The organism is Arthrobacter sp. GmRoot5-12, from assembly GCF_059739365.1.
On the sequence record NZ_AP046056.1, the window covers coordinates 1518766 to 1542383 of the forward strand.

The following is a 23618-nucleotide window of genomic DNA, read 5'->3' on the forward strand; positions in this document are numbered from 1 at the left end:
TGGGCTGGGCGTAGTGGTTGGCAGGGGGTTAGGGATCGCGTAGCGGTTTGTGGGTGCGGTCCCGGGCGGTGGGACGGGCATTCATGATGTTCAGGCTCCTGACGCCGGGCTGAGTTCGTGCCAGCGCTGGCCGGCGCCGACCCCCAGGAGTCCAAAGACTGTGTTCACGGTGTTCCGGAGTCTGTCCAGCTCCAGGCAGGCTGTGCGGTGCATGGCTGTTGCTTCAGCCACGGTTGTCTTTCTGAAGGTGACGGTGTGTCCGGGCCTGGACTGTGCCAGGACATCCAGGGAGCGGCTTGTGACGACCCCCAGGACCGGATAGCCCGCCGTAACGCCGCGTCCCCGGTGCAGGACCAGCAGTTCGTCCCGGGACGGAACCTCGATGGCCCCCACCGGGACACCGCGGGAGAGGACCTCGGAGGTGAGTTGGCGTTCGGGAAGTGCGCCGCCGAGCCGGAGTCCGATGTGGTTGCTTCGGGGGCTCACGGTGTACTGCGTGGTGAAAAGCAGGTCTGCGGTGTCGCCGAATTCGGCTACGTCCGGCCCGTCGGTGACGTCGATGACCGGGTGGGTGGTGAATTCCGGCTTTGCCAGCCCCAGCCGGAACAGGGGCAAGCCGAAGTATGGCTGAGTGAGGGGCGCGGTGGTCTTTTGCGTTGCAAGCCGGGTGCCCTCAACAAGTTTCAGTCCGAAGCCCACGACCGTGTCCGGTGCGCAACTGCCCAGCAGCGTGGGGACAGTGAAGGATCCGCGGACGGCGATGTAGGCCCGGAGACCGGTGCGGATTCCGCGGACCGCCACTGTTTCGCCGGCCCGTACGGAGACGGGCTCCCACTGGGGGCAGTCGCGGCCGCCCACCGAGAGGTCCAGCGGCGCGCCGGTCACGGCGATCAGCAGGTCCGTGGTGGCGCGCATCCTGAAGTCCAGGGCGGTTAGTTCCAGCAGCGGATCGTTGTCCCCGTTGCCGGCCAGGATGTTCGCGGCCTTGGCCGAAAACTGGTCCAGGGCGCCGTTGACGGGAAGTCCGAATGCAGGACCCTTCGTCCGGCCAAGGTCGGTGACGACGGAGTGTCCGGGCTGAAGGACGATAAGTGACCCGGTCATGGCCGGGCCTCCAGGAACTGCCCCTCGTACTTTCCGAAGTCCTCCGCGGGAATGCGGTAGAAGCGCAGTTCATCGCCGGGGACGTAGGGCACCAGGGGTTCGCGTGCTGCGTCCAGGACCGTAAGGGGGGTCTGGCCGATGACGCACCAGCCTCCTGGTGCGACGGCGGGCGCGATCACGGCTTGGCGTCCGGCCACGGATACTGCACCGGCGGGTACGGACAGCCGCGGGTCTTTGAGCCTGGGGACGGGGACCGGGAAGTCTGGTCCGTCCATCATGGGCGAGCCTGCCGGCGCTCCGAGGCAGCGGATGACGTAGGTCTTGGCCGTGTGCCGGGCGATCACGTCCTGGACGTCCAGGCCCTGGTGCTCTGCCACGCTTTCCAGGTCCGGCCCGTAGCTGCCCCCGTACACGACCGGTACCTCGAAGCGGCGCGGCTCGCGCAGGGTGGTGCCAACAAAGTCCAGCTGGCGCATCCCCAGGAGGATGAACGCCCTGACCTGGCGGGCGGAGGTGAGGTAGGGGTCGAATTCGACCAGGACGGAGTCGTAGGTGGGAACGGCGCCATGGATGCCTTCGACGCCGGCGGTCGCCAGCCAGCCGGCCAGGGAGTGGACCGTGGCCCAGTTGGCTTCTGCGTCACCGGCCTGTGCCACCACACGCAGGGCGGCGTCGCCTGACTCGTAGATGTCCAGCATTGTCCGGCTGGTTGTCGTTGGGGCGGCCATGGTCAGGAAACCTTTTGCTTTGCGGCGAGCACTTGTGCCAACGGGGCAATGGTGACGCCTGCGGCGATCAGTTCGCTGCGAACCAGGCGGGCAAGTTCGACGGCGCCCGGATTGTCGCCGTGGAGCAGCACCGTGTCGGCATGGATGGCGATGTCGCTGCCGGAGACTGTTTCGATGAGTCCTTCGGTCACCATCCGCACAGTGCGCCGGACAATGACGGAGGGGTCGTGGATCACGGCGCCGGGCCGGCTGCGCGGCACCAGAGTCCCGTCATCCTGGTAGGCGCGGTCCGCGATGCCAACGATGGCCACCCGCAGGCCGCGCTCCGCCGCCGCAGTGGCGAGTTCACCGTCCTGCGCCAGGATGATCAGCTTCGGGTCCACCCGGGCGGCGGCATCTGCTACGGCTCGGGCGTAGTCCGCGCGGGTGGCCACCAGGTTGCCCAGGCGGCCGTGGGGAGCCAGGTGGGAGACGGTACCGCCGTGGTAGGCGGCAAACGCCGACAGGGCACCCAGCTGGTAGATCACATCGTTGCGGACTTCGTCAGCCGTGAGGTCCATGGCCCGGCGGCCGAAGCCGCGAAGATCCGGGAAGCTCGGGTGGGCGCCGATGCCGACTCCCGTCCTGACACATTCAGCCACGGTGGCGTCCATGATGTCAGGGTCCCCCGCGTGGAAGCCGCAGGCGATGTTGGCGCTGGAGACGATTTCCAGGAGGGCGTTGTCGTCGCCGATCGAGTAGGCGCCAAAACCTTCACCAAGATCCGCTACGAGATCAACTGTGGGCATTGCGGGCCTTCCTCTGCTGGTGCTGCGGGTGTAAATCAGTGTGGCATCGGGATTGGAGCCACACAAAGACGAATGCGGTATCACGCTATAGGGAACAGTTATGACCTTTAGGGGCGCTATTGGCGACCCCGAAAAATTCAAGCGGCCCTTATTTCGTAACAACAAGACTGGCTTTTCCAACAAATTTTTTCCTGCTTATGCACAAAACATATGCCGGCATCAAAACCGGCGATGGCTTGGGCCGGGATAGAATGATCTGGTCATTGGAAAAGTCATCTGCAATTAACCTATGCCCGAGACTCGGATCACACAAAGACGTATTGCCTGTCCCGCCATAGCGCCAACGTATGACCCCGCATGCTGTGCCGTCCCCGGCTGGAAAAGAGGAGCGCTATGGACACCCGGAAGCTGGCGTACTTCGTGAAGATCGTCGACTCAGGAAGCATCACCAAGGCGGCCGCCGCCCTCCACGTCGCCCAGCCGGCGCTGAGCCAGCAGGTGTCGGCCCTGGAAACGGAGCTGAAGCAGCGGCTCCTGATCCGGAGCAAGCAGGGCGTGGAGCCCACGGCGGCCGGCCATACCCTCTACCGGCACGCCCAAACCATCCTGCGCCAAGTGGAGCAGGCAAGGATCGATGTGGCAGCTTCAGGAGCGGCACCTTCCGGGCGCGTCTCCATAGCAATCGCTCCCTACAGCATGGCCTCAAGCCTTACCCCGCGGATTATCCGCGAAGTAGGGCGGCGCTACCCCGACATCGTGCTGCACCTGACGGAGATATACGGCGGCGTACTCAGCGAGGCCATCAAGAACGGGCGGCTGGACATGGCCCTCATCTATGAACCGGGGCCCATCCGGGGTGTGCAATTCACCACCCTCATCGTCGAGGACCTGTACCTGGTGGTCAACGCCGCGCGGGAGCTTCCGGTGGATCCCGGGGCCGGCACCATCGCCCTGGAAGCGGCGGCCACGCTGGGCCTGTTCCTGCCCGAACGGATCCACACCCTCCGCCAGGTGGTGGAGGCGGGCTTCGACAGCAAGGGCCTCACGCTGCACCTGGTGGGGGAAGTGGAATCGGTGCCGTCCCTGACCCGGCTGCTGCGCAGCGACCTGGGTGCGACCATCCTGCCAAAGTCGGCCGCGGATGCCCTGTTCCATGAGGAGGACTTCCGGGTCCTGCGGATCACCGGGCCTGCACTCCAGTGCAAGATCGCGCTGTGCACTCCGGACCACGAACCGCTCTCTGAGGCCGGTTCCGCCGTTCTGCTGGTGCTGAAGGAAATGCTCCAGGAAATGCTGCGCAGCAAATACCAGCCGCTTTCCAGCGGAACACCCTCCGCTGGCGCGGATGCATCATAAGCGGCCCTTATCAGGTCACGCTCCATTAGTCTTATCCATGGAATTTGCTGCGTCCTAGGATAAAAGCCATAAAGGTTCGCCAACGGCGTTTACCCGGCACAAATGATTCCCTTGGAGCCCAGCATGAAAAAGATCACCAGCCTGCAATACCGGAAATCCTCGGAACGAAGGATCCAGCTTAAGGCCAGCACCGGTTCGCATTGCCCCACCAATGGTTTCTGGCGGGCCGAGGACGGCGCTGCCTCGGATCCGGTGTTTGTCTTCGAGGGCAGCATGATGCCGCCGGGCAAGCGGGGATCCACCATGTGGTACCTGGACGACTCCCAGGTGGGGCCGCCTGCGTACCTTCTTCCCGGGATCAACTGAGGTGGCTTGAACCACCGCCCCGCCGGCGGCCAACAGAAGGCCCGGAGTTCCAGAAGGAACTCCGGGCCTCTGTGGTTTAACCCCATCGGTGTGAGCTACAGCGCGGGCTCCAATTCGGCGTCTTCCACCAGCAGCCCCTTTGCCTTCAGGACCTCGGTCAGCTTGCACAACTCGATGGTGGTGCCACCCTCCTTGTAGCGGCGGATGAGGTCGTCCTCAGCGTCCACGCGTGCCTGCGACAGCCTGATGACTTCCTCGATCTCATCCTTGCGGACCACCACCACACCGTCGCCATCACCCAGCAGGACATCGCCCGGGTAGACAATTTCGCCGCCGAACACCAGGGGATGGTTGATCGGGCCAATGGTTTCCTTGACGGTTCCCTTGATGCAGACACTGCCGGAGAACACCGGCAATCCGAGTTCAATCAGGTCCTTGGTGTCGCGGACGCCTGAATCCGTAACCATACCCGCCAGGCCTTTCGCCTTCATGGCGTTGCCCAGCACATCGCCGAATGTCCCGGCTTCCTCGTACTCACCGGCTGCCACCAGGACAACGTCGCCCTGCTTGGCGTAGTGAATGGCCACCTGAAGCATCAGGTTGTCCCGCGGTGCACAGACCACGGTGACGGCGGGGCCGCAGAAGGACATGCTGCGGTCAATCGGCTTGATCTTCGAACTCAGCGCACCTTTGCGGCCCTGTGCTTCATGCACGGTGGCAGATGAGAACTTGGAGAGCCGCTGAACGGCATCTTCGGAAGGGCGGTCGAATTTCGTTTTGACATGGATCATGAGGTGCTCCTGTTTTGTAGAAAGCGTGGGCAAAGCAGTGATTGGGTCAGGCCAGCGCCCTGACGGCCTTTTCGATGGCAGCGATGGAATCCTCGATCACCGGCAGGCCGGTGGCATAGGAAATCCGGAAGTAGGGGCTTAGTCCGTACGCCGAACCCTGGATGACGGCAACGGACGCCGCTTCCAGGAGATACAACGTGAAGTCCTCGTCGTTGCTGATCCGCCTGCCGTCGGGTGTCGTCTTGCCGATGACCCCGGCGCAGTTGACGTACGCGTAAAAGGCGCCTTCCGGCGTCGCGCACTGCAGGCCATTGACCGCGTTAAGCCCGGCGACTGCCGCATCACGCCGTTCGCGGTACACCTCCACGCTTTCGCGGACGAACGCATGGTCTCCGGTGAGTGCCGCGGCGGCAGCCGCCTGGCTGATCGAGGACGGGCAGGAGGACATTTGGGACTGCAGCTTGTTAATGGCAGCCACCAGGGGCGGCGGGCCGCCGGCGTAACCCAGCCGCCATCCGGTCATCGCGTAGGCCTTGGAGACCCCGTTGGTGACCAGCACGCGGTCCTTAAGCTCAGGGGCAACGGCCACGAGACCCGTTATGGGCTCTTCGCCGAAGTGGATCTCGTCGTAGATCTCATCGGTGAGGACATAGACGTCAGTGTGGTCCTTGAGGACGGCGGCCAGGCCTGCCAGTTCTTGGCGGGAGTAGACCGCTCCGGTGGGGTTGGAGGGCGTGTTGAGGATGACCCACTTGGTGTGCTCCGTCAGTGCGCCTGCCAGTGCCTCGGGGGTTAGTTTGAAACCGGTGTCCTCACCACAGGAAACGATGACGGGGGTGCCTTCGTTGGCGAGCACCATGTCCGGGTAGGAGACCCAGTACGGCGCTGGAATGACAACTTCGTCGCCCGGATCGAGGGTGGCCATGAACGCGGTGAAGATGACCTGCTTGCCGCCTCCCCCGATGGTGATTTCGCCGGCGGTGTACTGCTGCCCTGTTTTGCGGTGCAGCGTCTGCAGGATGGCCTTTTGCAGTTCGGGCGTCCCGGTGACCGATGTGTACTTGGTTTCACCACGGTCGATGGCCGCGAAGGCGGCGTCCTTGATGTGCTGGGGCGTGTCGAAGTCCGGCTCGCCGACCGTCAGGTCCAGGATCCGGCGGCCCTCGGCCTTGAGCTCCCGGACACGGGCCGCCGCGGCAACGCTGGGTGAGGATTTGATACGGGTTACGCGTGATGCGGGCACGAATTCAGGCATGGTGTCTTCCAGGCTTCCGGTACGGATGGGGGTGGTTCATTTGAGCCTAGGGAAGGAGCCACCCCCTTGGATAAGACCTAAAGTGCGTGGACAGATAAGCAGCCCTTATGACGGAGCACCTAGAACTTTCGCCTATTGCTCCAAGTACTTTCGGTATTGCCCTGCCGGTTTGACCGGGGCGTAACCTGCAGGGTGGATAACGGGCCCAATGAAGGCACACCGCCGGCCCCCGCGACGCCTCCACGTCCGACGGGCGGGAAGCCGCGCGGGCAGGCGAACACCAACGGAGACAAGGAGCAGAGGTGCCCGGCAGAAAAATTCACGATCGGATACCTCCGCGTTCAGCCAGGACCGGCACGGGCGCGGCCGGCGTGGCAGCGTACCGGTACCGCGGCGTCCCGAAGCCGGACCCCGCCACGGCCCGAGCCCAACAAGTCCTGGCCATGCTGGCCCAGCTGAGGACGACCCTCGCACTTCGGTCCAGCAGGGTACGTGCCCTCACCGCCGAGTTGGGTGATTGCCTTGCCCAGGCCGTGTGCGATGGCGTGAAGGTTGCCGCCGTCGCGAAGGCCGCCGGACAGCCTGCAGCAAGTATCCGGTCTGCCGCGCTGGCACGCGGCGAGCTGTACCCGTCCGGCCAAACCCGGAGCGGGCATCTTCACCTCATTGCGGGATTGGCTTCGGAGCTGGCGGCAGCAGAAGGCGCCCGGAGCGACGCGGAAGAACAACGAACGCAGGTTCTGGCCCTGGCCAGGAAATCCCGGCTCCTTGACGACTACCAACTTGCCGGGGCAAGCGGGCTTAAGTCCGACGAAATCCGCAAAATGACCAGGGGCGTCGGCTTGCGTGTGCCCAGCCGCAGTAATCGTCCCGCCTGATCCCCGGCCGGCGGGCCTTCCGCCCTCCCATCCCCGTTCCACGGCGAGCTTCCGTGTTGTCCAAGGTCTCCGGTCCTTCGACTCCAAGCCATAACAAATCGCTATGTAGGTACATAAAAGCCGACTTTGTGTGACCCATACCGCAAACGTTAACTTGATGTTTGAGGCCGGTCCGCAAAGCCGTAAACACGATTTGCGAGAGAGCTCACAGCAGGACCAACAGGACATTCCACTCAAGATCTCTTTCCGAGAGCCCAGGTTTAGCGGCAACCGGTGTTCACCCATCACCCACGGAGACGAAATGACAGAAACCACACTTCCCAGGAAGACCCCGGTCAAGGCCGCAATCGCGGCCTGGATCGGTACGACGTTGGAGTACTACGACTTCGCGGTGTACGGCACCTCGTCGGCGCTGGTTCTGAACGTGCTCTTCTTTTCACCCGAGCTGCCCCAGGGCCTCAGCGTACTGCTCGCCATGATCACCTTCGCGGTCGGCTACGCGGTGCGCCCCCTCGGCTCCCTCATCCTGGGGCCGCTGGGCGATCGTCGCGGCCGCAAGTTCGTCATGATGATCACACTGTTCGGCATCGGCGGCTGCACCTTCCTGATCGGGTGCCTCCCCACATACGCCCAAATCGGGCCTCTTGCTCCAGTCCTGCTCGTGCTGATCCGCGTCATCCAGGGACTGTGCCTTTCCGGCGAGCAGCCCAGTGCCATCACCATGAGCCTGGAGCATGCTTCCGAAGGCCGGCGCGGGTTCCTCGCGAGCTTCACCACCTTGGGTTCCTCCTCCGGCACACTGCTTACCCTGCTGGTCTTCATCCCGATCGCCGCCATGCCCTCGGAGCAGTTGCTGAGCTGGGGTTGGCGGCTGCCGTTCTGGGCCTCCGCCCTCGTAGTCGTCGCTGCCTACCTGATCCGCCGCCACATCGAGGAGCCGCCGGAGTTCGTAAAGGCCCAGGCCGCCAAGGTGAACGTTGCTCCCCTCCGGCATCTTCTGCGCTTCCACTGGCGTGCCGTGCTGCGGATCGTGTTCTGTGCCCTCATCGCTGGCACGAGCTACATGATGCAGACCTTCTCGGTGGCATTCGGTACCGCCGGCTACAAGCTGGATAAGCCGACCATGCTCCTGACGACTACCGTCTCGGCCGTGATCGCCCTCGGCATCACGCCCCTCGCAGGATTCCTTGTGGACAAGATCGGCCGCAAGACGATGTTCCTCATCGCAACGGGCGGCGTGGGCGTCACGATGGTCCCCTACCTGTGGTCAATCACGACCGGGAATTGGTCGCTGATCTTCCTGTTCGGCATCATCAACTACTCCCTCTTCTACTCAATGGTGAACGCGTCCTGGCCGTCATTCTTCGCGGAGATGTTCCCCGGCCGCCTGCGCGTCTCCGGACTCGCCCTTGGGACGCAGGTCGGCTTCGCCATCTCGGGCGTCATCGGCCCCGTTCTCTCGACAGCCCTCGCTGGCCCCGACCTGAAAGATTGGGTCGGACCGTCCATGGTCGCGCTCGGGTTCATGGTCCTGGCCGGAGCCTCAGCCCTGACCGCCAAGGAGACCAGAAAGTACACCCTCAAGGAGCTCGACGAGGTGCAGCAGAGCGAACGGGAAACGTCCGTCCTCACGGCCGCGGCCATGTCCCCAAGCTCAGCTGCCCGCGGCCTCGCTGGTTAGACCCAAAAGCGGGATGACGGGATATCTCCCTTGAGATGATCACGGACTCGCTGAACGTCCCACAACGTTGATTCAGTTGTGAACAAGTGAAGACCTCTTAGTGGCGGCACCAACAGCCAACCACTAAGAGGTCTTCCTGTCGCCAGGGCCGCTCCGGCTGGCTGCAGCACGCCAACCAAAACTTCAACGGCCGCGGCCCCCGGCCCGAAGCACGACGGGATCCGCAAGCTGACCAGGGGCATCGCTGCACCGTAACGGCCCGGGCACCTGAGTCCGGTCCGGAAGGCTCTGGCCAGATCTACCGGATAGTGCTGGGATAGTCCCGGAACACGGACTCGCTGGAGGCGATGGGCATGGCACGGTTGAACGGGCGTATTGCGTTGGTGACCGGTGCCACCGGTGGGATCGGGCGGGCAGTGGCTGCCGGCCTTGCCCGCGAAGGCGCAACTGTCGTGGTGGTGGGCCGGACCGTGGCGCGTGCCCAGGCGGCGATGGCCGATATCCGGACCCGCGTTCCGGGCGCGGAGCTTGAGCCGCTGGCCTGCGACCTGTCTCTGCAGTCTTCGATCCGCTCTGCCGTGGACGGGTTCCGCTCCCGTCACGGCAGGCTGGATGTGCTGGTGAACGCGGCCGGCGTGTTCCGCAAGGAACGCCATGAAACTGCCGAAGGGCTGGAGCTCACCTTCGCCACCAACGTGATGTCCTACTACCTGGTCACCGGGCTCCTGCTGGACGATCTCAGGAAGGGTGCGTCCGCCGCCCTGCCGTCGCGCGTCATCAACATCGCGTCCAAGTACGGCAATGTCCGGATCCCCTTCGATGACCTGCAGACGGCGAAGGGGAAATACAGCTTCCTCCGTTCCACGCCGCCCACCATGCTGGGCCGGGTCCTCCTGACCCAGGAATTCGCCGCCAGGCTGCGTGGAACAGGGGTGGTGGTCAACGCCGTCCATCCCGGACTGGTGAAGAACACGGGGCTGTTGCAGGACGTGGGCGGCCCGTTCCGGTGGATCACGAACACCCTGGGAAAGTCGGCAGAGAAGGCTGCCGACACGCCGCTCTGGCTGGCAACCTCACCCGAGGCGGCGGTGCTGACCGGCAAGCTGTGGGCAGGCCGGAAAGAGCTTCCCACCCCCGGCATGGGTTCTGACCCGGAGGCGCGGCGGCGGCTGTGGGACGCCTGTGCCGGCCTGGCGGGGACTGACTTCCGGTGAGCGCCACCGTTCATGCCCGCCGCACGGGCCGCATGCCGGGGCGGCGCCGGATGCCGGGGCACGGGAATTTGTTGCCCGCGTCCGGCGTTGTCGATCTGTCCAGAACAATCTGGACATCAGCAGCTGGACAGGAGAACACACCACATGTCAGTTGACTACGACGCTCCACGGGTCACGCCCGAGGAAGAGCCGAACGTCGCCCTGGAGGAGCTGAAGTCCGATAAGTCCGGCCGCCGGGAGGCAGCTCCCGACATGGACGAAACGGACCTGGCGGACAGCTTCGAGCTGCCCGGCGCGGACCTCTCCAACGAGGAACTCCTCATCCAGGTGGTCCCGGTGCAGGCAGACGAATTCACCTGTATGTCCTGCTTCCTGGTCCACCACCGCAGCCAGTTGGCGCGCGAGAAGGATGGCAAGAAGTACTGCAAGGAATGTGAGGGCTAGCAGGGGCACGACGGCCAACTGCGTTCGGTTTCCAACCATTGGAATCTGCACTCGTGGCCGGAGCGATGGACAGCCATGATGTAGGTCACGCTCCGGCAAAGGCCGGCCGACTGGAAAGAAGGAAACCATGTCCCTCAGCGTTGAGGAAATGAACAAGCAGCTCCCGGCGGCCAACGTGCTGCCCGGAGAGGCAGTCCCGTATTACATGGCGTCGGGCGAGGGCGCGCGCTACGAAATCAACGGCCAGTTAGTAACGGTCATCGCCCGCGCCGCCGATACGGGCGGCATCTTCAGCGCGGCCTACATCTCCGGCGGAATGGGGGCCGAATCCCCCTTTGTCAGCCACAGCATCGAACACAAGACCCTCTACGTCTTCGACGGGATCCTGCACGTCTGGCTGCCCGGCGAGAGCAGGATCCTCACCTCCGGAGACTCGGTGGTCATCCCGCCGAACACCCCGCACGCCTACCGGATGGCAAGCCACTACACCCGGTTCCTGAACTGGATGACGCCCGGCGGCGGCGAAAAGTACTACGAGCGGGTGGGAACGCCCATTGATTCGCACGTCCCGCCGGTGCGCGCCGGACACAAGACCAGCCTGCAGGAGCAGGCCGAGGTGGGCGCCGAGTTCGGCATCACCTTCCCCGACGTCCAGCGCGTGGCGCCGTCGTTCAAGAACGACGCCGGCCTCCCGCCTGCCCAGAGCCCCTACTTCCTGAGTGCCGGGGAGGGTGAGCGACTGGTCAGCTACCAGACCATGTTCACCTACCTGTCCCGGCCGGCCAACACCGGTTCGAGCTACTTCGCCGTGCACACCAAGGGCGCCAAGTCCCCCTACATCCCGCTGCACTTCCACTCACAGCACACGGAAAACTTCCTGTGCACCGAGGGCCGGATGTGGCTGTACGCCAACGGCCGGGAAATGCTGCTGACCAAGGGGGACTTTGTGCACGCCCCTGCGGGAACCATCCACTCGTTCGCGTTTGATGCCCACAACACCCAGATGGTGGGGTTCCTGACGCCGTCCGTGTTCAACGGGTTCTTCGAGTACTTCAACCAGCCCACGGAGGACTACATGTACACCGAGGGCGGCGAGCCTTACATGGACCTGGAAGGCTTTGGGCGTGCCCAGGCCGAGATGGACCTGACCGTGGTGGGCCCGCCGCCGCAGCGCCGCGCGGCCCTGGACATCCCCTAAACCACATCCAACACAGAAGGCCCGGACTTCCGAGAGGAAATCCGGGCCTTGGCTTTGTCATCATTCCATTGCTCCGTAGCGGCCGTTCCGGACACTCAAAACGGCAGTTACGGAGCAGCCGATGGGTATTGCCTGACCAGTTCGCGGCCGTAGTCGTTGCCGTTGGGGGTGCGGACCACGGTGTGCATGTGGAACGGGGCAGGTTCGTCGTTGCTGAGGAACACGCCGGTGTGGTGGTCCAGTTCCAGCACCACCACAGGGCTTTGCAGGCGGAAGTAGAAGGCCTCCTCCCCCTCCCAGCCGCCGATCCAGCTGAAGAACGATTCACCGTAGTGCTGCTGGATCTCCCGGCGCCGTGCGGCGCGGGGCCCGTCCGGCAGGTAGGCGATGAAGTCATCCACCACCGCGTCCAGCAGTTCCCGGGCCTCCGTGGGCATATCCCGCACGGGGATGCCCTCACAGGGGATCACCCGGTTGTCCTGGAAGCACCCGCCGAGGTGCCGCTCGTCGCCCGGGTGGAGGCGGCCTTCGGGCATGGCCGGGTCCACCATCGACGCGTAGACGGTGGCGCCAGCCCGGAGCTGGGCGGGCAGCGCGCCCATCAGCTGCCGGGCCAGGGCGATGCGCTCCTTGAACACCTTCACGCCCCGGTGCGGGCCGGCGTCGATCATGTCCGGTTCGGCGCCCATGAACACCGGCGACACCACCAGCTGCGTCCCCGCCACCAGGCAGTTCAGCGCCGCGTGGTGGCCGAAGAGCTGCCACCCCCACGGTTCGGTCTCGGACGGTTCGCCGTAGAGGGCAAAGTTGTAGCTGAACTCGTTCATGAGCAGCGGCAGCTCCACCAGGTCGCCTAGGAACCCGTTGATGCGCATCAGGTTCCGCACCAGCTCAAACCCCTGCGGGCTCAGGCTTGCTTCCACCACGCCCAGGGCAGCGTCGCGGACCGGTGGTTCCAGCTCATCCAGGCGCAGCCCGGTATCGTGCTGCATGAATTCGGGGTTGGCCCAGCTTTGCCACTCGGGCGCATCCACGGCGTAGCTGAGCTTCCGCGCCTGGTCCGCAGTGACGGTGCCCAGCAGCTTGCGGGCCGCGGCCACCATCTCCGCGGCAGGCGCTTCCTCCCCGGGCCGGGCCGGTGCCAGCGGGTACAGGCCTTCCCGGCGCACGCCGTCGCTGGTGATGCCGGTGAAGGGCTGCGGGTAAAGCTTCTGCCAGCCTTCGATCATGGGCCCGGCGAACGGGTCGGTCTTGGCAGCTTCTGCGTACTCGCGGGCGTTCAGGCCCCGGATGTCCGCCACGCGCGGGTGGTCCGGGGGAAACAGGTAATCACGGAATGACGGCGTCGACACGGTTGCTCCTGGTGTTCTCAAGGGAAGTGGGCGACCATCCGGCCGCCACGGATAGGGCTGCGCCCGCGGCGGGGGCGGAATTTCCGCGCCAGGCCACGTGCTGGTCCGGGCGGACCAGCACGGCGTTGGCGCCCCACACGTGGGAAAGGGGCCTGCCGTCGTAGGAAGGTCCGACGACGGCGACGGTCACCGGAACGCCCGTCCGGGCGGCGGCCGCCAACACCGGCTGGGCGACTTCAGCCGCGGTCGCGCCTGCCGCGCCGGCGTCCACCAGCAACGTGAATCCGGTGCCCAGATGGCTGTACAGGGAGGTGCCGTCCGCCAGCCATGCGTGCGGCAGCAGGGCGCCCGGGCTGGCGGACGGTACGTAGCGGATGGGGTCTTCGGCCGGGACTGGCAGGCCGTCGGGAACCACGAGGGCCGACTCCGCGTACGAGTAGCCCAGGACCAGGCCCAGGGAGTCGAACTCGCTCTGCTTCACGGCGAGCGCGTCGTGGGCAGCCCGGCGCGCAGCGTCACCACGGGTCCCGGCAAGCGCCAGGTGCGGGTCCGCAAAATGGTACGCCAGGGCCTTGCCGTTCTCCGCGGCGTCGCGGATGGTGCGGGCTGCCACGGGCCGGCGTTCTTCCCCGTAGCTGGGCAGGAGGCCGGGGCCTGCCCAGCCGTTGACGGCGGCGGCGAGCTTCCAGGCCAGGTTGGCGGCGTCGCCGATGCAGGTGTTGAAGCCGTGGCCGCCCCATGGCGGGTTGAGGTGGGCGGCGTCGCCCACCAGGAAGATGTTGCCGCGGCTGTACTCCGGGGCCAGCAGCATGCGGGCAGTCCAGGGGTCCGTGGCCACCACTTCGACGTCCACCTCAGTGCCTACCAGCGCCCGGACCATCGCGGCAGCATCGGCGGCGGTGACGGTCACGGCCGGATCCACGCCCTGGACAATCGCCCACCAGGTGTCGGTGCGGTCCATGGGCCCCACCATTCCCGAGGTCTCCGATCCCACCACCCAATACTGCACGGCAGGATCCAGCGAGACGGCGGAGGCCAGTGACCGTGACCGGAACAGGATGCTGATGTTGGACAGGGCTGCGGAGCCGCCCTCCAGGCGCATGCCCAGGCTGCGGCGCACCGCAGAGGATCCGCCGTCGGCGCCAATAACGTAGTTCGCGCGGATGGTGCGGCAGGTACCGGAAACATCGGCGATGACGACGGCGTACGGCGCCGTGGCTGCCACGCCTTCCGGATCAGCGGCATCTTCGGGAGCGGCGGCGTGGGAAAGTCCGGCGTGATGGCTGCCGCCTTCGTCTCCGCGGGCGCCCGGCCCCTGAACCTCCTGGACCTCCTGGACGGACCACCCGGTCACAAACGTGACCAGCGGGTTGTCCGCGACGGCGGCGCGGAGCACCTCTTCGAGGACCGGCTGCGGCACCTGCTGGCCGCACTCCGGCTGGGGCCCGTATGTGCCGGGAACCAGCTGGAAGGCGTGCCGGAACCGGCGGAGTTCATGTGCGGAAGGCCCGGTGAGCGCGGTGCAGAAGATGACGTCCTGGGCGTAGTCCACCGGCAGCGGCGAAGCCTTCCGGAGCGCGCCGGCAAGGCCCAGCCGGCGCAGGTGCGTCATGGTGCGGGCATTGGTGGTCTTGGCCCGGGGGCGGCTGGGGTCCACGGCGGTCCGGGGATCGATGACGGTGCTGGGGATCCCGCGGGATGCCAGGTCCAGGGCCAGGAACAGCCCGCTGGGGCCGCCGCCGGAAACCAGGACCCGCGCCTCCTCCGGGATGTCCGCGGGGCCGGCGTTCGGGAACGTGCTCATCAGGCACGGCTCCGGAGGGAGGGATCGCCCACGGGCGTGGTCAGGGTGCCGAGCTTCTCGATCTCCACCTCGACGGTGTCACCGGGCTGCAGCAGCCACTGCGGGGTGCGGGCGTACCCCACGCCTTCCGGTGTTCCGGTGGCAATGACGTCGCCCGGGTGCAGGGTGAACGTTTGGCTGATGAGCGCGATGATGGCCGGGACGGAGAAGATCATGTCGCGGGTGTTGCCGTTTTGGGCTTCGATTCCGTTCACGCGCGTGCGCACCTGCAGGCCGTCCCGCAAGTCGCCCACCTCGTCGCGGCTGACCAGTGGACCAAGGGGTCCGCTGAAGTCGCCGTTCTTGCCCAGGGTCCACTGCGACGTCAGTTTCTGGGCCCTGCGGGAGGTGATGTCGTTGAAGGTGGAGTAACCAAAGACGGCGCCGGCAGCTGTTACCTCATCCGCGGACTCGACGCGCCGGCCGATGTAGGCGGCCACTTCGCCCTCCCAGTCCAGTCCCGACTCGCCGGCCGGGACGGGAACCGGGACGTTGCCCACGGACAGGGACGCCGTCCAGCGGGCAAACAGGGTGGGGTACGGCGGCAGTTCCTGGTCCTTGAAGCTGCCTTCCGCCACGTGCGCCTTGTAGTTCAGGCCCACGCAGATGACCCGTGCGGACGCCGGGACGAGCGGCACTTCGGTGACGGTGCCGCGCTCCAGCCAGGCGCCGGCGTCGGACGCGTCATGCTCTGCCGCGCCCGCAACCAACGATGCCGCTTTGTCCTGCCAGCCTTCCGCGTCGGTCCAGAAGCCGGCGACGGGTGCCAGCGGGAGGACGCGGGAACCGGCGAGCGCTGCTGCCCAGGGTTCGCCGTGGTGCGTGATGCCAATGAACTGCATGGAGGTGCCTTTCGGGTGTGTTCCGGGCGCATGGCGCACCGAAGGAAGTGGGGAAATCAGTGCTGCTTTGCCTGCCGGCAAAGGAAATCAATGGTGGCGGCGGTTGCCTGCCCGGCCGCCGAGCTGCCGCCGTCCGGCAGCTGCCACATGTGGTCCGCGTCTTCCAGCAGGAGAAGTTCGACGGCGGCACCCGCACCTTCCAGCGCTGCGGCGAGGCTGGTGGACTGCTCCACGGGGACGAACCGGTCCGCCGTTCCGTGGATCAGGAGGAAGGGAGGCACGCCTGGATGCACATAGGTGAGGGGGCTGGCCGCCCTGGCCTTGTCCGGGGCGTCGGCCGGCTGCGCTCCGATCAACAGCGCTTCACGGGAGCCGGGGTCATCGGCGCGGGCTATGGCATCCGTCCTGGCCTGTTCGCCCATGCGTTCCACGTCCGTGGGCGGGTACCAGGCCACGACGGCGGCAACCTGGTCCCCGCCGTCGCGGTCCAGGGTGCCGGCGTCCAGGGTGCCGGCGTCCAGGGTGCCGGCCGGTTGGGAGGATCCGCCAGTCAGGCCGAGGAGCGCGGCCAGGTGGCCGCCTGCCGAATCGCCCCAGGCGTAGATCCGGCGCGGATCCACGCCATAGTGGGCAGCGTGGGCGCGGAGCCAGCGGACCGCCGCCCTGGCGTCCAGCAGCTGGGCAGGGAAGGTGGCAACGTCCGTCAGGCGGTAGTCGGCGGAGGCCACCACGAACCCGGCGTCCACCAGCTGTTCGATGGGGCTGAGGCCGAAACCGTCCACCCCGGGCCCCAGCGAGGAGCGCTCACCCATCCGCCAGCCGCCCCCGTGGAAGTGGATCACGGCAGGGCGTCCGTCCTGGTCCGGGCCCTCCCCGGGAGTACCGGGAAGGTAGAGGTCCAGCAGCAGCGGGACTGCGTTTTGGGGCCGGGCGAACTCGATCCCCCGTTGGATCCGCAGTACCGTCATCGTTGACTCCATGTATGCCGCGCCGTTTCTGTCCTGTGTGCCTTTGAGCGGGCCAATCCCGGGCTCCGCGTTCATGGACTCAACTCTGGGCCATGGACGGCTCCGGACGCGCCGCCGGTTTCACTGAATGAAACCCCTTCGGCTGCACCTTCCTTCTGTTCGAGCAGCGCCTTCTGTTCAAGGAGCGCCGTCTGTTCAAGGAGCGCCGTCCCAGGACTTGAACCTGACGCGGCGTTAGGTCCTACCGTTGGCGGTATGGAACATCTGGATGAACCGCGCTGGAGCATTGGCGAACTGGCCGCGGCCACGGGGGTCACTGTCAGGGCGCTGCACCACTACGACAGCATCGGGCTGCTCCAGGCAAGCGCCCGGACCGCGGCAGGCCACCGCCGCTACACAGGCCAGGACCTCAGGCGCCTCTACAGCATCCGGGCCCTGCGGAGCCTGGGGGTGCCGCTGGGCGGGATCGCCGCCGTGCTGGACCGGTCGGGTGGCAGTCCGGAGTCCATGCGGGATCTCCTGCAGCGCCAACTGGACGCACTGGACGGGCAGGCTCTCCAGCTCGGGCAGCTCCAGCGGACCATCAGGGACCTGCTGGGCCGCATCAACCAGGGGGACGCCGCCCCTGCTTATTTCATGACCGTTTTGGAAAGGATGACGATGTTCGAGAACTACTTCACCGAGGACCAGCGCCGGGAGCTCGAGGAACAGCGCAAACGGCTGGGCCCGGAAGCCACTGAGGAATCCCGGACCGAATGGGCCGGGATGGTCAAGGAGGGCCTGCGCCAGGTGGACGCCGGTGTCCCTGCCAACAGCCCGGAGGCGAGGGAGCTGGTGCGCCGCTGGGATGAGCTGGGCTCCCGGTTCCACAGCAGCGAGGGCACCAAGGCGGCCGCCCGCGCCATGTGGAGCGACAACAGCGCCGAACTCAGCAAGGACCTGCCGTGGACGGTGCAGCAGATGCAGGCACTGGTGGCTCACCTGCAGGAAGCCCGTGAGGCGGGATAACCCGCTGACCAGGCCCCTCAGCTGACCGGGACCTCAGCTAACCCAGCCCCTCAGCTGACCAAGCCCCTCAGCTGACCAGGACCTGGGTGGCGGATTCCTTCAGCTTGCCGTTGGCCCACTTCATCTGGCGGATCGTCTGGGGATGGCACTTTTCGGCCAGGGCCAGCAGGTCCTTGTCCTTCATTCCCTGGGCAGCCTGGGCCAGCAGCTCCCAGTCGGCCGAGACCCCACACGCCATCAGGTACAGCTCCCGGAGGTCCCGCAGCAGCAGCATCCCGGTTTCCGGACGCCGGCCCACCATCTCACTGCCCTTCTCGCGAAGGGTCTCCATCAGCCCCGCTTCGCCGCGCGACTCCGGGTCCAGGTCCTGGCCGTAGTTCCTGCCGATCTCCGCGATGTCCCGCACGTGTTGCTGGGACCAGCGCGCCAGGTCACGGGCCAGATGGTAGATCTCGTGGTCCACTTTGTGGCGCTCCGAGATGACCAGCAGGTGGTGTGCCAGGTCGTTCTCGGAGCGGTGCATTTCCTGAAGTACAAGCCCGAATTTCATCGTGCCCCTCCTGCCGTGCCGGTTTTTTCGTCAGCCAGGGCGGCGGCGGTCCCCTTGGTCCTGGCCTCTTCCGGGAAGTCGCCGACGGGAGCCGACGCCGTGGTGGTGGGCGCCAGGGACGGCCCGTCACCGCCGGAAACCCGGGTAATGCGCGCCGCCGCTGTCTTGAAGATGGGCTGCTTGGAGGCGGCGTCCCAGTCCGTGATGGTCAGCTCATTGGCCGCCCGGCCCGGGCCGTCCGGCCGGTGGCCGCCGTTGGTGTCCCAGTAGCCGTAGTGGAACGGCAGGAACAGCACCCCGTTCCGGATCCCGCTGATCCGCACCCTGGCACGGACTGAACCGCGGGGTGTCTCCACCTCTGCAAGGTCGCCCTCGGCAATCCCGTACGCGCCGGCGTCGTCCGCTGACAACTCCACCCAGACGTCCGGCGCGGCCGCCTGCAGCTCCGGCGCCCGGCCTGTCTTGGTGCGGGTGTGGAACTGGTAGAGCGTGCGGCCGGTGATGAGCTGGAGCGGGAAGTCCCGGCTGGGCAGCTCGTGCGGCGGCATGTACTCGGCGGCCTTGATGATGGCCTTGCCCTCCGGGTTGAGGGCCTTGTATTCGGACGGCTCCACGGGCGCCCCGGTGATCAGGTCGCGGCCGTACGTTTCGCAGTATTCCGGGTGGGCCCAGAACTTCCCGTCGGCGTAGATGCGTTCCGTGCCGTCCGGGTTTTCCTCGTTGCACGGCCACTGGATGCCGGAGCCGCCGCGCAGCTTGTCATAGGTGATGCCGGTGTAGTCGCAGGGGCGGCCGCGGGTGCATTCCTTCCACGCTTCGAAGGCGGACTCTGGATCGTGCCACTTGATCAGCGGCTGCCCGTCCTTGTCCTGCAGGCCCATCCGGTGGGCGTAGTCGATGAAGATTTCCAGGTCGGGCCGGGCCTCACCGGGTGGGTCCACGGCCTTCTCCGACAGGTGGACGGTACGGTCCACGTTGGTGAAGGTGCCCGTCTTTTCGCCCCAGGTCGCAGCTGGAAGCACGACATCGGCCAGCTGGGCGGTCTCGGACAAGAAGATGTCCTGCACCACCAGGAACAGGCGGTCCTGTTCCAGGATGCTGCGGATCCGCTTCAGTTCGGGCAGCGAAACGGCGGGGTTGGTGCCGCTGACCCACAGCATCCGGATGGAGCCGTCCTCCGCGTACCGCATCATCTGCATGACGTGCGTTGGCGGTGAGTAGTGCGGGATGGACATGGGGTCGATGTTCCACACCCTGGCGAGGTCCTGGATGTGGGCGTCGTTGGACCAGTTGCGGAAGGCGGCCAGGTCGCCGTCGGCCCCGCATTCGCGGGTGTTCTCCGCGGTGGGCTGGCCGTTCATCTGCAGGATGCCGCAGCCTGGCTTGCCCAGCATGCCGCGGATGATGTTGATGTTGTTGACCTGGACAGCGGCGGCGGTGGCCTGGTTGGACTGGTAGAAACCCTGAAGCACCGTGGACAGCAGCCGCTCGGCGTGGCCGATGATACGGGCGGCTTCGGAGATCTGCTCCGCCGGGACGCCGCAGATCTCCGCCACCAGTGCGGGCGGGTAGTTCCTGACCTCTTTTTCGAGCTCCGGGAACCCCACCGTGTGGGCCTTGATGTACTCGTGGTCCACCCAGCCGTTGGCGATGATGTCGTGCAGGATCCCATTCATCAGGGCCACGTTGGTGCCCGGCCGTGGCGCCAGATGCAGGGTGGCCGCCTTGGCCACGGGGGTGAGGCGGGGATCCACGCAGATGATCTTGGGCGGGTTGGGTCCGGCCAGGCGGTCCAGCATCCTGGTCCAGAGGACGGTCTGGGTTTCCGCCACGTTGTGCCCGTAGAGGGCGATCACGTCCGCGTGGTCCACGTCCGTGTAGGAGCCGGGCTGGCCGTCGCAGCCGAATGATTCCTTCAGCGCCTCTCCGGCAGTGGCAGTGCACAGGCGGGTGTTTCCGTCCACGTGGTTGGTGCCGATACCGCCGTGCGCCAGGGTCCCCAAGGTGTAGTACTCCTCGGAAAAGAGCTGGCCCGTGGTGTAAAAGCCAATGGCGCTGGGGCCCTGTTCGGCCAGCAGCGCCTTGGAACGGTCCACCACGCGCTGCATGGCCGTGTCCCAGTCGGTTTCCACCAGCTTTCCGCCCTCGCGGATCAGGGGCGTGGTTAGCCGGTCGGCTGACGCGTTCGCCTGCCAGCCGTACAGGTCCTTCGGTCCCAGCCGGCCGTGGTTGACGCGGTCCACAGCCCGGCCGCGCACCCCGACAATGCGGTTGTCCTTGACCGCGATGTCCATGGCGTCGCCGTTGGAGTGCAGGAGGGACGCCGTCTGGACCCACCTGTCCACGCCCTCCGGGGCCACCCCTTCGGCCAGGTGGGTGTCCACCCTCACCGGCCACTCACCGCCACTGCCGTACGGTGTCCTTGTCCCCCATGGTTCAGCTATTCGGTCAATCCGAGCCATCTGTCCATCTCCTGTCCGGAACTGGCAGGCAACATCGGGAACGACGTTGTCCCTACCCGGTCCTGTACCCACGAAGTACGGATGGAAACAGGCCGGCTTCCGGGCCGTGGAGCGTGACGGCGCTGGTCAGGCCCGCTTTTCCTGCAGCGGGCGCCGGGCGAGCCAGGCAGCCACGATGGCGCCGGAAATGTTGTGCCACAGGGAGAAGACGGCGGACGGGAGCGCCGCCAGCGGGCTGAAGTGGGCGGTGGCCAGGGTCGCCGCCAGGCCGGAGTTCTGCATGCCCACCTCGAAGGCGAGGGCTCGGCGCGCCTTGTCGTCCAGGCGTCCGATTTTGCCGGCGAGGTAGCCCAGGCCCAGGCCAAAGCCGTTGTGCAGCACCACGGCAAGGAACACAATGGCGCCGGCCCCGATGATCTTGCCGGCGCTGCCGGCCACCACGATGGCCACGATCAGGGAGATCACGACGGCGGACGCCCACGGCAGTGCGGGCAGCACCTTTGCGACGAGCTTCTTGAGGAAGAGCCGGGCGAGCAGGCCTGCCACCACCGGCAGCAGCACGGTCTTGACGATGTCCAGGACCATGCCGGCGGCGTCGATCTGAAGGTAGGAACCGGCCAGGAACAGGACCAGCAGCGGGGTGACGATCGGGGCGATCAGGGTGGAGACGGATGCCACCGCCACCGAGAGGGCAACATCGCCCTTGGCCAGGAACGCCATCACGTTGGAGGCCGTACCGGAGGGTGCGCATCCCACCAGGATGACGCCGACGGCCAGCTCGGGCTCGAGGTTGAGGGCGCCGGCGATCAGCCAGCCGGCCCCGGGCATGATGATGTAGTGGGCAACGATGCCCAGTGCCACCGCCCACGGACGCTTGGCCACGGCGGCGAAGTCCGGCGGAGTCAGGGTCAGGCCCATGCAGAACATGATGATGCCCAGCAGGTAGGGCACGCTGGGCGCCATGGGTTTGAAGACCCCGGGGAGCAGGAAGCCGATGACACCTGCGGCCACCACCAGGATGGGAAACACCGTCACCGCGATGCGGGCGATCTTGCTCTCCGCTTGCAGCGCAGGGTTGACGGGTGTCCCGTCCGGGGAATTATGGGATTTAGTTGCCTCAAGCATCCAACCATGCTGTCACCGGCTGGTATGGTTCCGCCAATTGATGACCGTGAACGGTAACAACGGCGGAACCATACGGGCCAGCGGGCACCTGCCCCGTTTTGGTGCTCAGAGCTGCTTGCGGAGCTCCATCTTGCGGATCTTGCCGCTGGCCGTGCGGGGCATGTCCGCCACCACCACCAGCGACTTGGGAATCTTGTACCGGGCCAGCCGGCCGTCCAGGAAGCTGCGCAGCTGCTCCTCCGTCAGCGATTCGCCCTCCCGCAGGGTCACGATGGCCTGGGGAACCTCGCCCCATTTGTCATCGCTAACCCCGATGACCGCCACGCTGCTGACAGCCCTGTGCTCCGCGATCACGGCTTCCACCTCGGCCGGGTAGATGTTTTCCCCGCCGGAGATGATCATGTCCTTGAGCCGGTCCGAGACGAACAGGAAGCCTTCCTGGTCCCGGTAGCCCATGTCCCCGGAGCGGAACCAGGCCCCGTCCGCGTAGCTGGCGGCGGTGGCCTCCGGCCGGTTCCAGTACTCCTTGATCACATTGGGGCCGGAGATCTGGATCTCCCCCACCCCGCCCGGGGCCACTGCACCGCCCATCGGGTCGGCGATCCGGACGTCCGTGAAGAAGTGCGGCAGGCCTGCCGAGCCCGCCTTGTCCCGGGACCTGTCGACTGGAAGCATGGTGGCGCCCGGCGCTGTTTCGGTCATGCCGTAGCAGCTGGTGAAGCCGATGCCGCGGTCCTCGTACGCATCCAGGACGCGGCGGGGGATGGCGGAGCCGCCGCAGGTGAGCTTGTCCAGGGAGCTGAGGTCCGCCGCCTCCCATCCCGGATGCTCGCAGAGGAGCTGGAACGTGGTGGGCACCCCGTTGAGGGTGGTCACCTTGTGTTTCTGGATCAGGTCCAGGACCCTGGCGGGATCGAACTTCGCCTCAAGCACCACGGTGGCACCCTTCAGCAGCATCGGCAGCAGGCCCATGTCCAGCGACGCCACATGGAACAGTGGCGAGATCATCAGCGCCACATCGTTTCGGTTCAGGTCCATGTCCACGATGGTGTTGATGCAGTTCCACGTGATGTTCCCGTGGGTCAGCAGGGCACCCTTGGGCTTGCCCGTGGTGCCGGAGGTGTAGAGGATCATCGCCGCGTCATCGTGCCCCACCGGCACGTCGGCGGGATCCGGTGCCGCAGCCTGCAGCGCCTCCTCGTAGGGTGCCACCTCACAGGGAACGACGGCGGCGGGTGAGGTGCCGGCGGAAGGTTCCGTCCCGCCGTCGGCCGCTACAACCAGCCGGTGGGTGACGCCCGTACCTTCCAGGGCAGCAGCGGCAGACGCCTCCAGGGCGCCGGCGTTGACCAGGAGCCGGGCCCCGGAATCCTGCAGCTGGAACTGCAGTTCCGGCGGAGCCAGCCGGGTGTTGAGCGGCACGAAGATGGCACCGAGCAGGCCGCAGGCAAAGAACGTTTCCACGAAGGAAGGGTGGTTCTCGCCCAGGTAGGCCACCCGGTCGCCCTTTGCCACTCCCCTGTCCCGGAGCGCGCTGGCCAGGCGGTCGGTCCTGTCGGCCAACTCTTCATAGCTCAGCGTGCGGGCTCCGGACAGGATGGCTGCCTTGGCGCCTGACTTCCGGCGGCGGCGGTGCAGCCAGGATCCAACTCCGTTGTTGTCCAT

At 66.3% G+C, this 23618-nt stretch carries 21 protein-coding genes; 8 read left to right on the forward strand and 13 right to left on the reverse strand.

Translation table 11 applies throughout. The features are described from left to right. Positions 1-90: 90 nt before the first annotated feature. From AC6JAM_RS06865 to AC6JAM_RS06875, 3 genes are read right to left on the reverse strand one after another with little or no spacing between them, the layout of a single operon-like run. On the reverse strand, positions 91-1104 hold the full coding sequence (locus tag AC6JAM_RS06865) for a 5-oxoprolinase subunit C family protein (RefSeq protein ID WP_056388223.1): 1014 nt from the start codon (positions 1102-1104) through the stop codon (positions 91-93). Further along, positions 1101-1832 (reverse strand): 5-oxoprolinase subunit B family protein, encoded by a 732-nt coding sequence (locus AC6JAM_RS06870; protein WP_056388225.1) that lies wholly within the window; start codon positions 1830-1832, stop codon positions 1101-1103. The genes AC6JAM_RS06865 and AC6JAM_RS06870 overlap by 4 nt, the downstream gene beginning before the upstream one ends. Positions 1833-1834: 2 nt before the next feature. Next, a complete protein-coding gene (locus AC6JAM_RS06875) occupies positions 1835-2620 on the reverse strand; it encodes a LamB/YcsF family protein (RefSeq protein WP_056388227.1) in 786 nt (261 codons plus the stop codon). 393 nt (positions 2621-3013) lie between these two features. Between AC6JAM_RS06875 and nac the strand changes: the two genes are divergently transcribed. Next, positions 3014-3976, forward strand: coding sequence for a nitrogen assimilation transcriptional regulator NAC (nac, locus tag AC6JAM_RS06880; RefSeq protein WP_056388229.1), 963 nt, complete (start codon positions 3014-3016; stop codon positions 3974-3976). Between the two features lie 123 nt (positions 3977-4099). After that, a complete protein-coding gene (locus tag AC6JAM_RS06885; protein ID WP_026266203.1) occupies positions 4100-4342 on the forward strand; it encodes a hypothetical protein in 243 nt (80 codons plus the stop codon). A gap of 95 nt (positions 4343-4437) precedes the next feature. Here the strand turns inward: AC6JAM_RS06885 and AC6JAM_RS06890 are convergent, their stop codons facing one another. Continuing rightward, complete coding sequence (locus tag AC6JAM_RS06890) at positions 4438-5133, reverse strand: 4-carboxy-4-hydroxy-2-oxoadipate aldolase/oxaloacetate decarboxylase (protein ID WP_497934337.1); 696 nt, start codon at positions 5131-5133, stop codon at positions 4438-4440. Between the two features lie 46 nt (positions 5134-5179). Next, positions 5180-6388 (reverse strand): aspartate transaminase, encoded by a 1209-nt coding sequence (locus AC6JAM_RS06895; RefSeq protein WP_497934338.1) that lies wholly within the window; start codon positions 6386-6388, stop codon positions 5180-5182. Between the two features lie 302 nt (positions 6389-6690). Between AC6JAM_RS06895 and AC6JAM_RS06900 the strand changes: the two genes are divergently transcribed. From AC6JAM_RS06900 to AC6JAM_RS06920, 5 genes are all read left to right on the forward strand, one after another. Further along, positions 6691-7266 (forward strand): hypothetical protein, encoded by a 576-nt coding sequence (locus AC6JAM_RS06900; protein WP_497934340.1) that lies wholly within the window; start codon positions 6691-6693, stop codon positions 7264-7266. A gap of 301 nt (positions 7267-7567) precedes the next feature. Continuing rightward, complete coding sequence (locus AC6JAM_RS06905; RefSeq protein ID WP_478222470.1) at positions 7568-8947, forward strand: MFS transporter; 1380 nt, start codon at positions 7568-7570, stop codon at positions 8945-8947. Between the two features lie 353 nt (positions 8948-9300). Beyond that, a complete protein-coding gene (locus AC6JAM_RS06910) occupies positions 9301-10161 on the forward strand; it encodes an SDR family NAD(P)-dependent oxidoreductase (RefSeq protein ID WP_497934341.1) in 861 nt (286 codons plus the stop codon). A gap of 144 nt (positions 10162-10305) precedes the next feature. Continuing rightward, complete coding sequence (locus AC6JAM_RS06915; RefSeq protein ID WP_018772148.1) at positions 10306-10605, forward strand: DUF4193 domain-containing protein; 300 nt, start codon at positions 10306-10308, stop codon at positions 10603-10605. A gap of 127 nt (positions 10606-10732) precedes the next feature. Next, positions 10733-11803 (forward strand): quercetin 2,3-dioxygenase, encoded by a 1071-nt coding sequence (locus tag AC6JAM_RS06920; RefSeq protein WP_497934342.1) that lies wholly within the window; start codon positions 10733-10735, stop codon positions 11801-11803. Between the two features lie 107 nt (positions 11804-11910). Here the strand turns inward: AC6JAM_RS06920 and AC6JAM_RS06925 are convergent, their stop codons facing one another. The 4 genes from AC6JAM_RS06925 to AC6JAM_RS06940 are packed head-to-tail and all read right to left on the reverse strand — an operon-like array spanning position 11911 to position 16808. Then, positions 11911-13155, reverse strand: a complete 1245-nt coding sequence (locus AC6JAM_RS06925; protein ID WP_497934343.1) for a DUF3500 domain-containing protein — start codon at positions 13153-13155, stop codon at positions 11911-11913. Next, the gene (locus tag AC6JAM_RS06930) at positions 13133-14959 is read right to left on the reverse strand and encodes an FAD-dependent monooxygenase (RefSeq protein ID WP_497934345.1); all 1827 of its coding nucleotides are present in this window, start codon (positions 14957-14959) and stop codon (positions 13133-13135) included. The genes AC6JAM_RS06925 and AC6JAM_RS06930 overlap by 23 nt, the downstream gene beginning before the upstream one ends. Continuing rightward, a complete protein-coding gene (locus tag AC6JAM_RS06935) occupies positions 14959-15840 on the reverse strand; it encodes a fumarylacetoacetate hydrolase family protein (protein ID WP_018772152.1) in 882 nt (293 codons plus the stop codon). Before AC6JAM_RS06935 ends, AC6JAM_RS06930 begins: the two co-directional genes overlap by 1 nt. A gap of 56 nt (positions 15841-15896) precedes the next feature. After that, entirely contained in the window at positions 15897-16808 is a 912-nt protein-coding gene (locus AC6JAM_RS06940; RefSeq protein WP_497934346.1) for an alpha/beta hydrolase fold domain-containing protein, read from the reverse strand. A gap of 255 nt (positions 16809-17063) precedes the next feature. Between AC6JAM_RS06940 and AC6JAM_RS06945 the strand changes: the two genes are divergently transcribed. Then, a complete protein-coding gene (locus tag AC6JAM_RS06945) occupies positions 17064-17816 on the forward strand; it encodes a MerR family transcriptional regulator (protein ID WP_018772154.1) in 753 nt (250 codons plus the stop codon). Positions 17817-17883: 67 nt separating this feature from the next. On the opposite strand, the gene AC6JAM_RS06950 is transcribed toward AC6JAM_RS06945, so the two are convergent. The 4 genes from AC6JAM_RS06950 to menE form a co-directional block, all read right to left on the reverse strand. Further along, positions 17884-18366 (reverse strand): hypothetical protein, encoded by a 483-nt coding sequence (locus AC6JAM_RS06950; RefSeq protein ID WP_497934348.1) that lies wholly within the window; start codon positions 18364-18366, stop codon positions 17884-17886. Further along, positions 18363-20828 (reverse strand): molybdopterin oxidoreductase family protein, encoded by a 2466-nt coding sequence (locus AC6JAM_RS06955; RefSeq protein ID WP_497934349.1) that lies wholly within the window; start codon positions 20826-20828, stop codon positions 18363-18365. The genes AC6JAM_RS06950 and AC6JAM_RS06955 overlap by 4 nt, the downstream gene beginning before the upstream one ends. Positions 20829-20954: 126 nt before the next feature. Continuing rightward, positions 20955-21953: a bile acid:sodium symporter family protein gene (locus tag AC6JAM_RS06960; protein WP_056388250.1), complete on the reverse strand. Its 999-nt coding sequence runs from the start codon at positions 21951-21953 to the stop codon at positions 20955-20957. A gap of 105 nt (positions 21954-22058) precedes the next feature. Further along, positions 22059-23618, reverse strand: a complete 1560-nt coding sequence (gene menE, locus AC6JAM_RS06965; RefSeq protein WP_497934350.1) for an o-succinylbenzoate--CoA ligase — start codon at positions 23616-23618, stop codon at positions 22059-22061.

Bases quoted from the DNA above. Each gene is read 5' to 3' on its own strand.
- AC6JAM_RS06920 (WP_497934342.1), top strand. From the start codon at position 10,733: ATGTCCCTCAGCGTTGAGGAAATGAACAAGCAGCTCCCGGCGGCCAAC.
- AC6JAM_RS06960 (WP_056388250.1), bottom strand. From the start codon at position 21,953: ATGCTTGAGGCAACTAAATCCCATAATTCCCCGGACGGGACACCCGTC.
- AC6JAM_RS06935 (WP_018772152.1), bottom strand. From the start codon at position 15,840: ATGCAGTTCATTGGCATCACGCACCACGGCGAACCCTGGGCAGCAGCG.
- AC6JAM_RS06950 (WP_497934348.1), bottom strand. From the start codon at position 18,366: ATGAAATTCGGGCTTGTACTTCAGGAAATGCACCGCTCCGAGAACGAC.
- AC6JAM_RS06955 (WP_497934349.1), bottom strand. From the start codon at position 20,828: ATGGCTCGGATTGACCGAATAGCTGAACCATGGGGGACAAGGACACCG.
- menE (WP_497934350.1), bottom strand. From the start codon at position 23,618: ATGGACAACAACGGAGTTGGATCCTGGCTGCACCGCCGCCGCCGGAAG.
- AC6JAM_RS06910 (WP_497934341.1), top strand. From the start codon at position 9,301: ATGGCACGGTTGAACGGGCGTATTGCGTTGGTGACCGGTGCCACCGGT.
- AC6JAM_RS06940 (WP_497934346.1), bottom strand. From the start codon at position 16,808: ATGACGGTACTGCGGATCCAACGGGGGATCGAGTTCGCCCGGCCCCAA.
- AC6JAM_RS06890 (WP_497934337.1), bottom strand. From the start codon at position 5,133: ATGATCCATGTCAAAACGAAATTCGACCGCCCTTCCGAAGATGCCGTT.
- AC6JAM_RS06865 (WP_056388223.1), bottom strand. From the start codon at position 1,104: ATGACCGGGTCACTTATCGTCCTTCAGCCCGGACACTCCGTCGTCACC.
- AC6JAM_RS06930 (WP_497934345.1), bottom strand. From the start codon at position 14,959: ATGAGCACGTTCCCGAACGCCGGCCCCGCGGACATCCCGGAGGAGGCG.
- AC6JAM_RS06895 (WP_497934338.1), bottom strand. From the start codon at position 6,388: ATGCCTGAATTCGTGCCCGCATCACGCGTAACCCGTATCAAATCCTCA.
- AC6JAM_RS06905 (WP_478222470.1), top strand. From the start codon at position 7,568: ATGACAGAAACCACACTTCCCAGGAAGACCCCGGTCAAGGCCGCAATC.
- AC6JAM_RS06945 (WP_018772154.1), top strand. From the start codon at position 17,064: ATGGAACATCTGGATGAACCGCGCTGGAGCATTGGCGAACTGGCCGCG.
- nac (WP_056388229.1), top strand. From the start codon at position 3,014: ATGGACACCCGGAAGCTGGCGTACTTCGTGAAGATCGTCGACTCAGGA.
- AC6JAM_RS06870 (WP_056388225.1), bottom strand. From the start codon at position 1,832: ATGGCCGCCCCAACGACAACCAGCCGGACAATGCTGGACATCTACGAG.
- AC6JAM_RS06875 (WP_056388227.1), bottom strand. From the start codon at position 2,620: ATGCCCACAGTTGATCTCGTAGCGGATCTTGGTGAAGGTTTTGGCGCC.
- AC6JAM_RS06915 (WP_018772148.1), top strand. From the start codon at position 10,306: ATGTCAGTTGACTACGACGCTCCACGGGTCACGCCCGAGGAAGAGCCG.
- AC6JAM_RS06885 (WP_026266203.1), top strand. From the start codon at position 4,100: ATGAAAAAGATCACCAGCCTGCAATACCGGAAATCCTCGGAACGAAGG.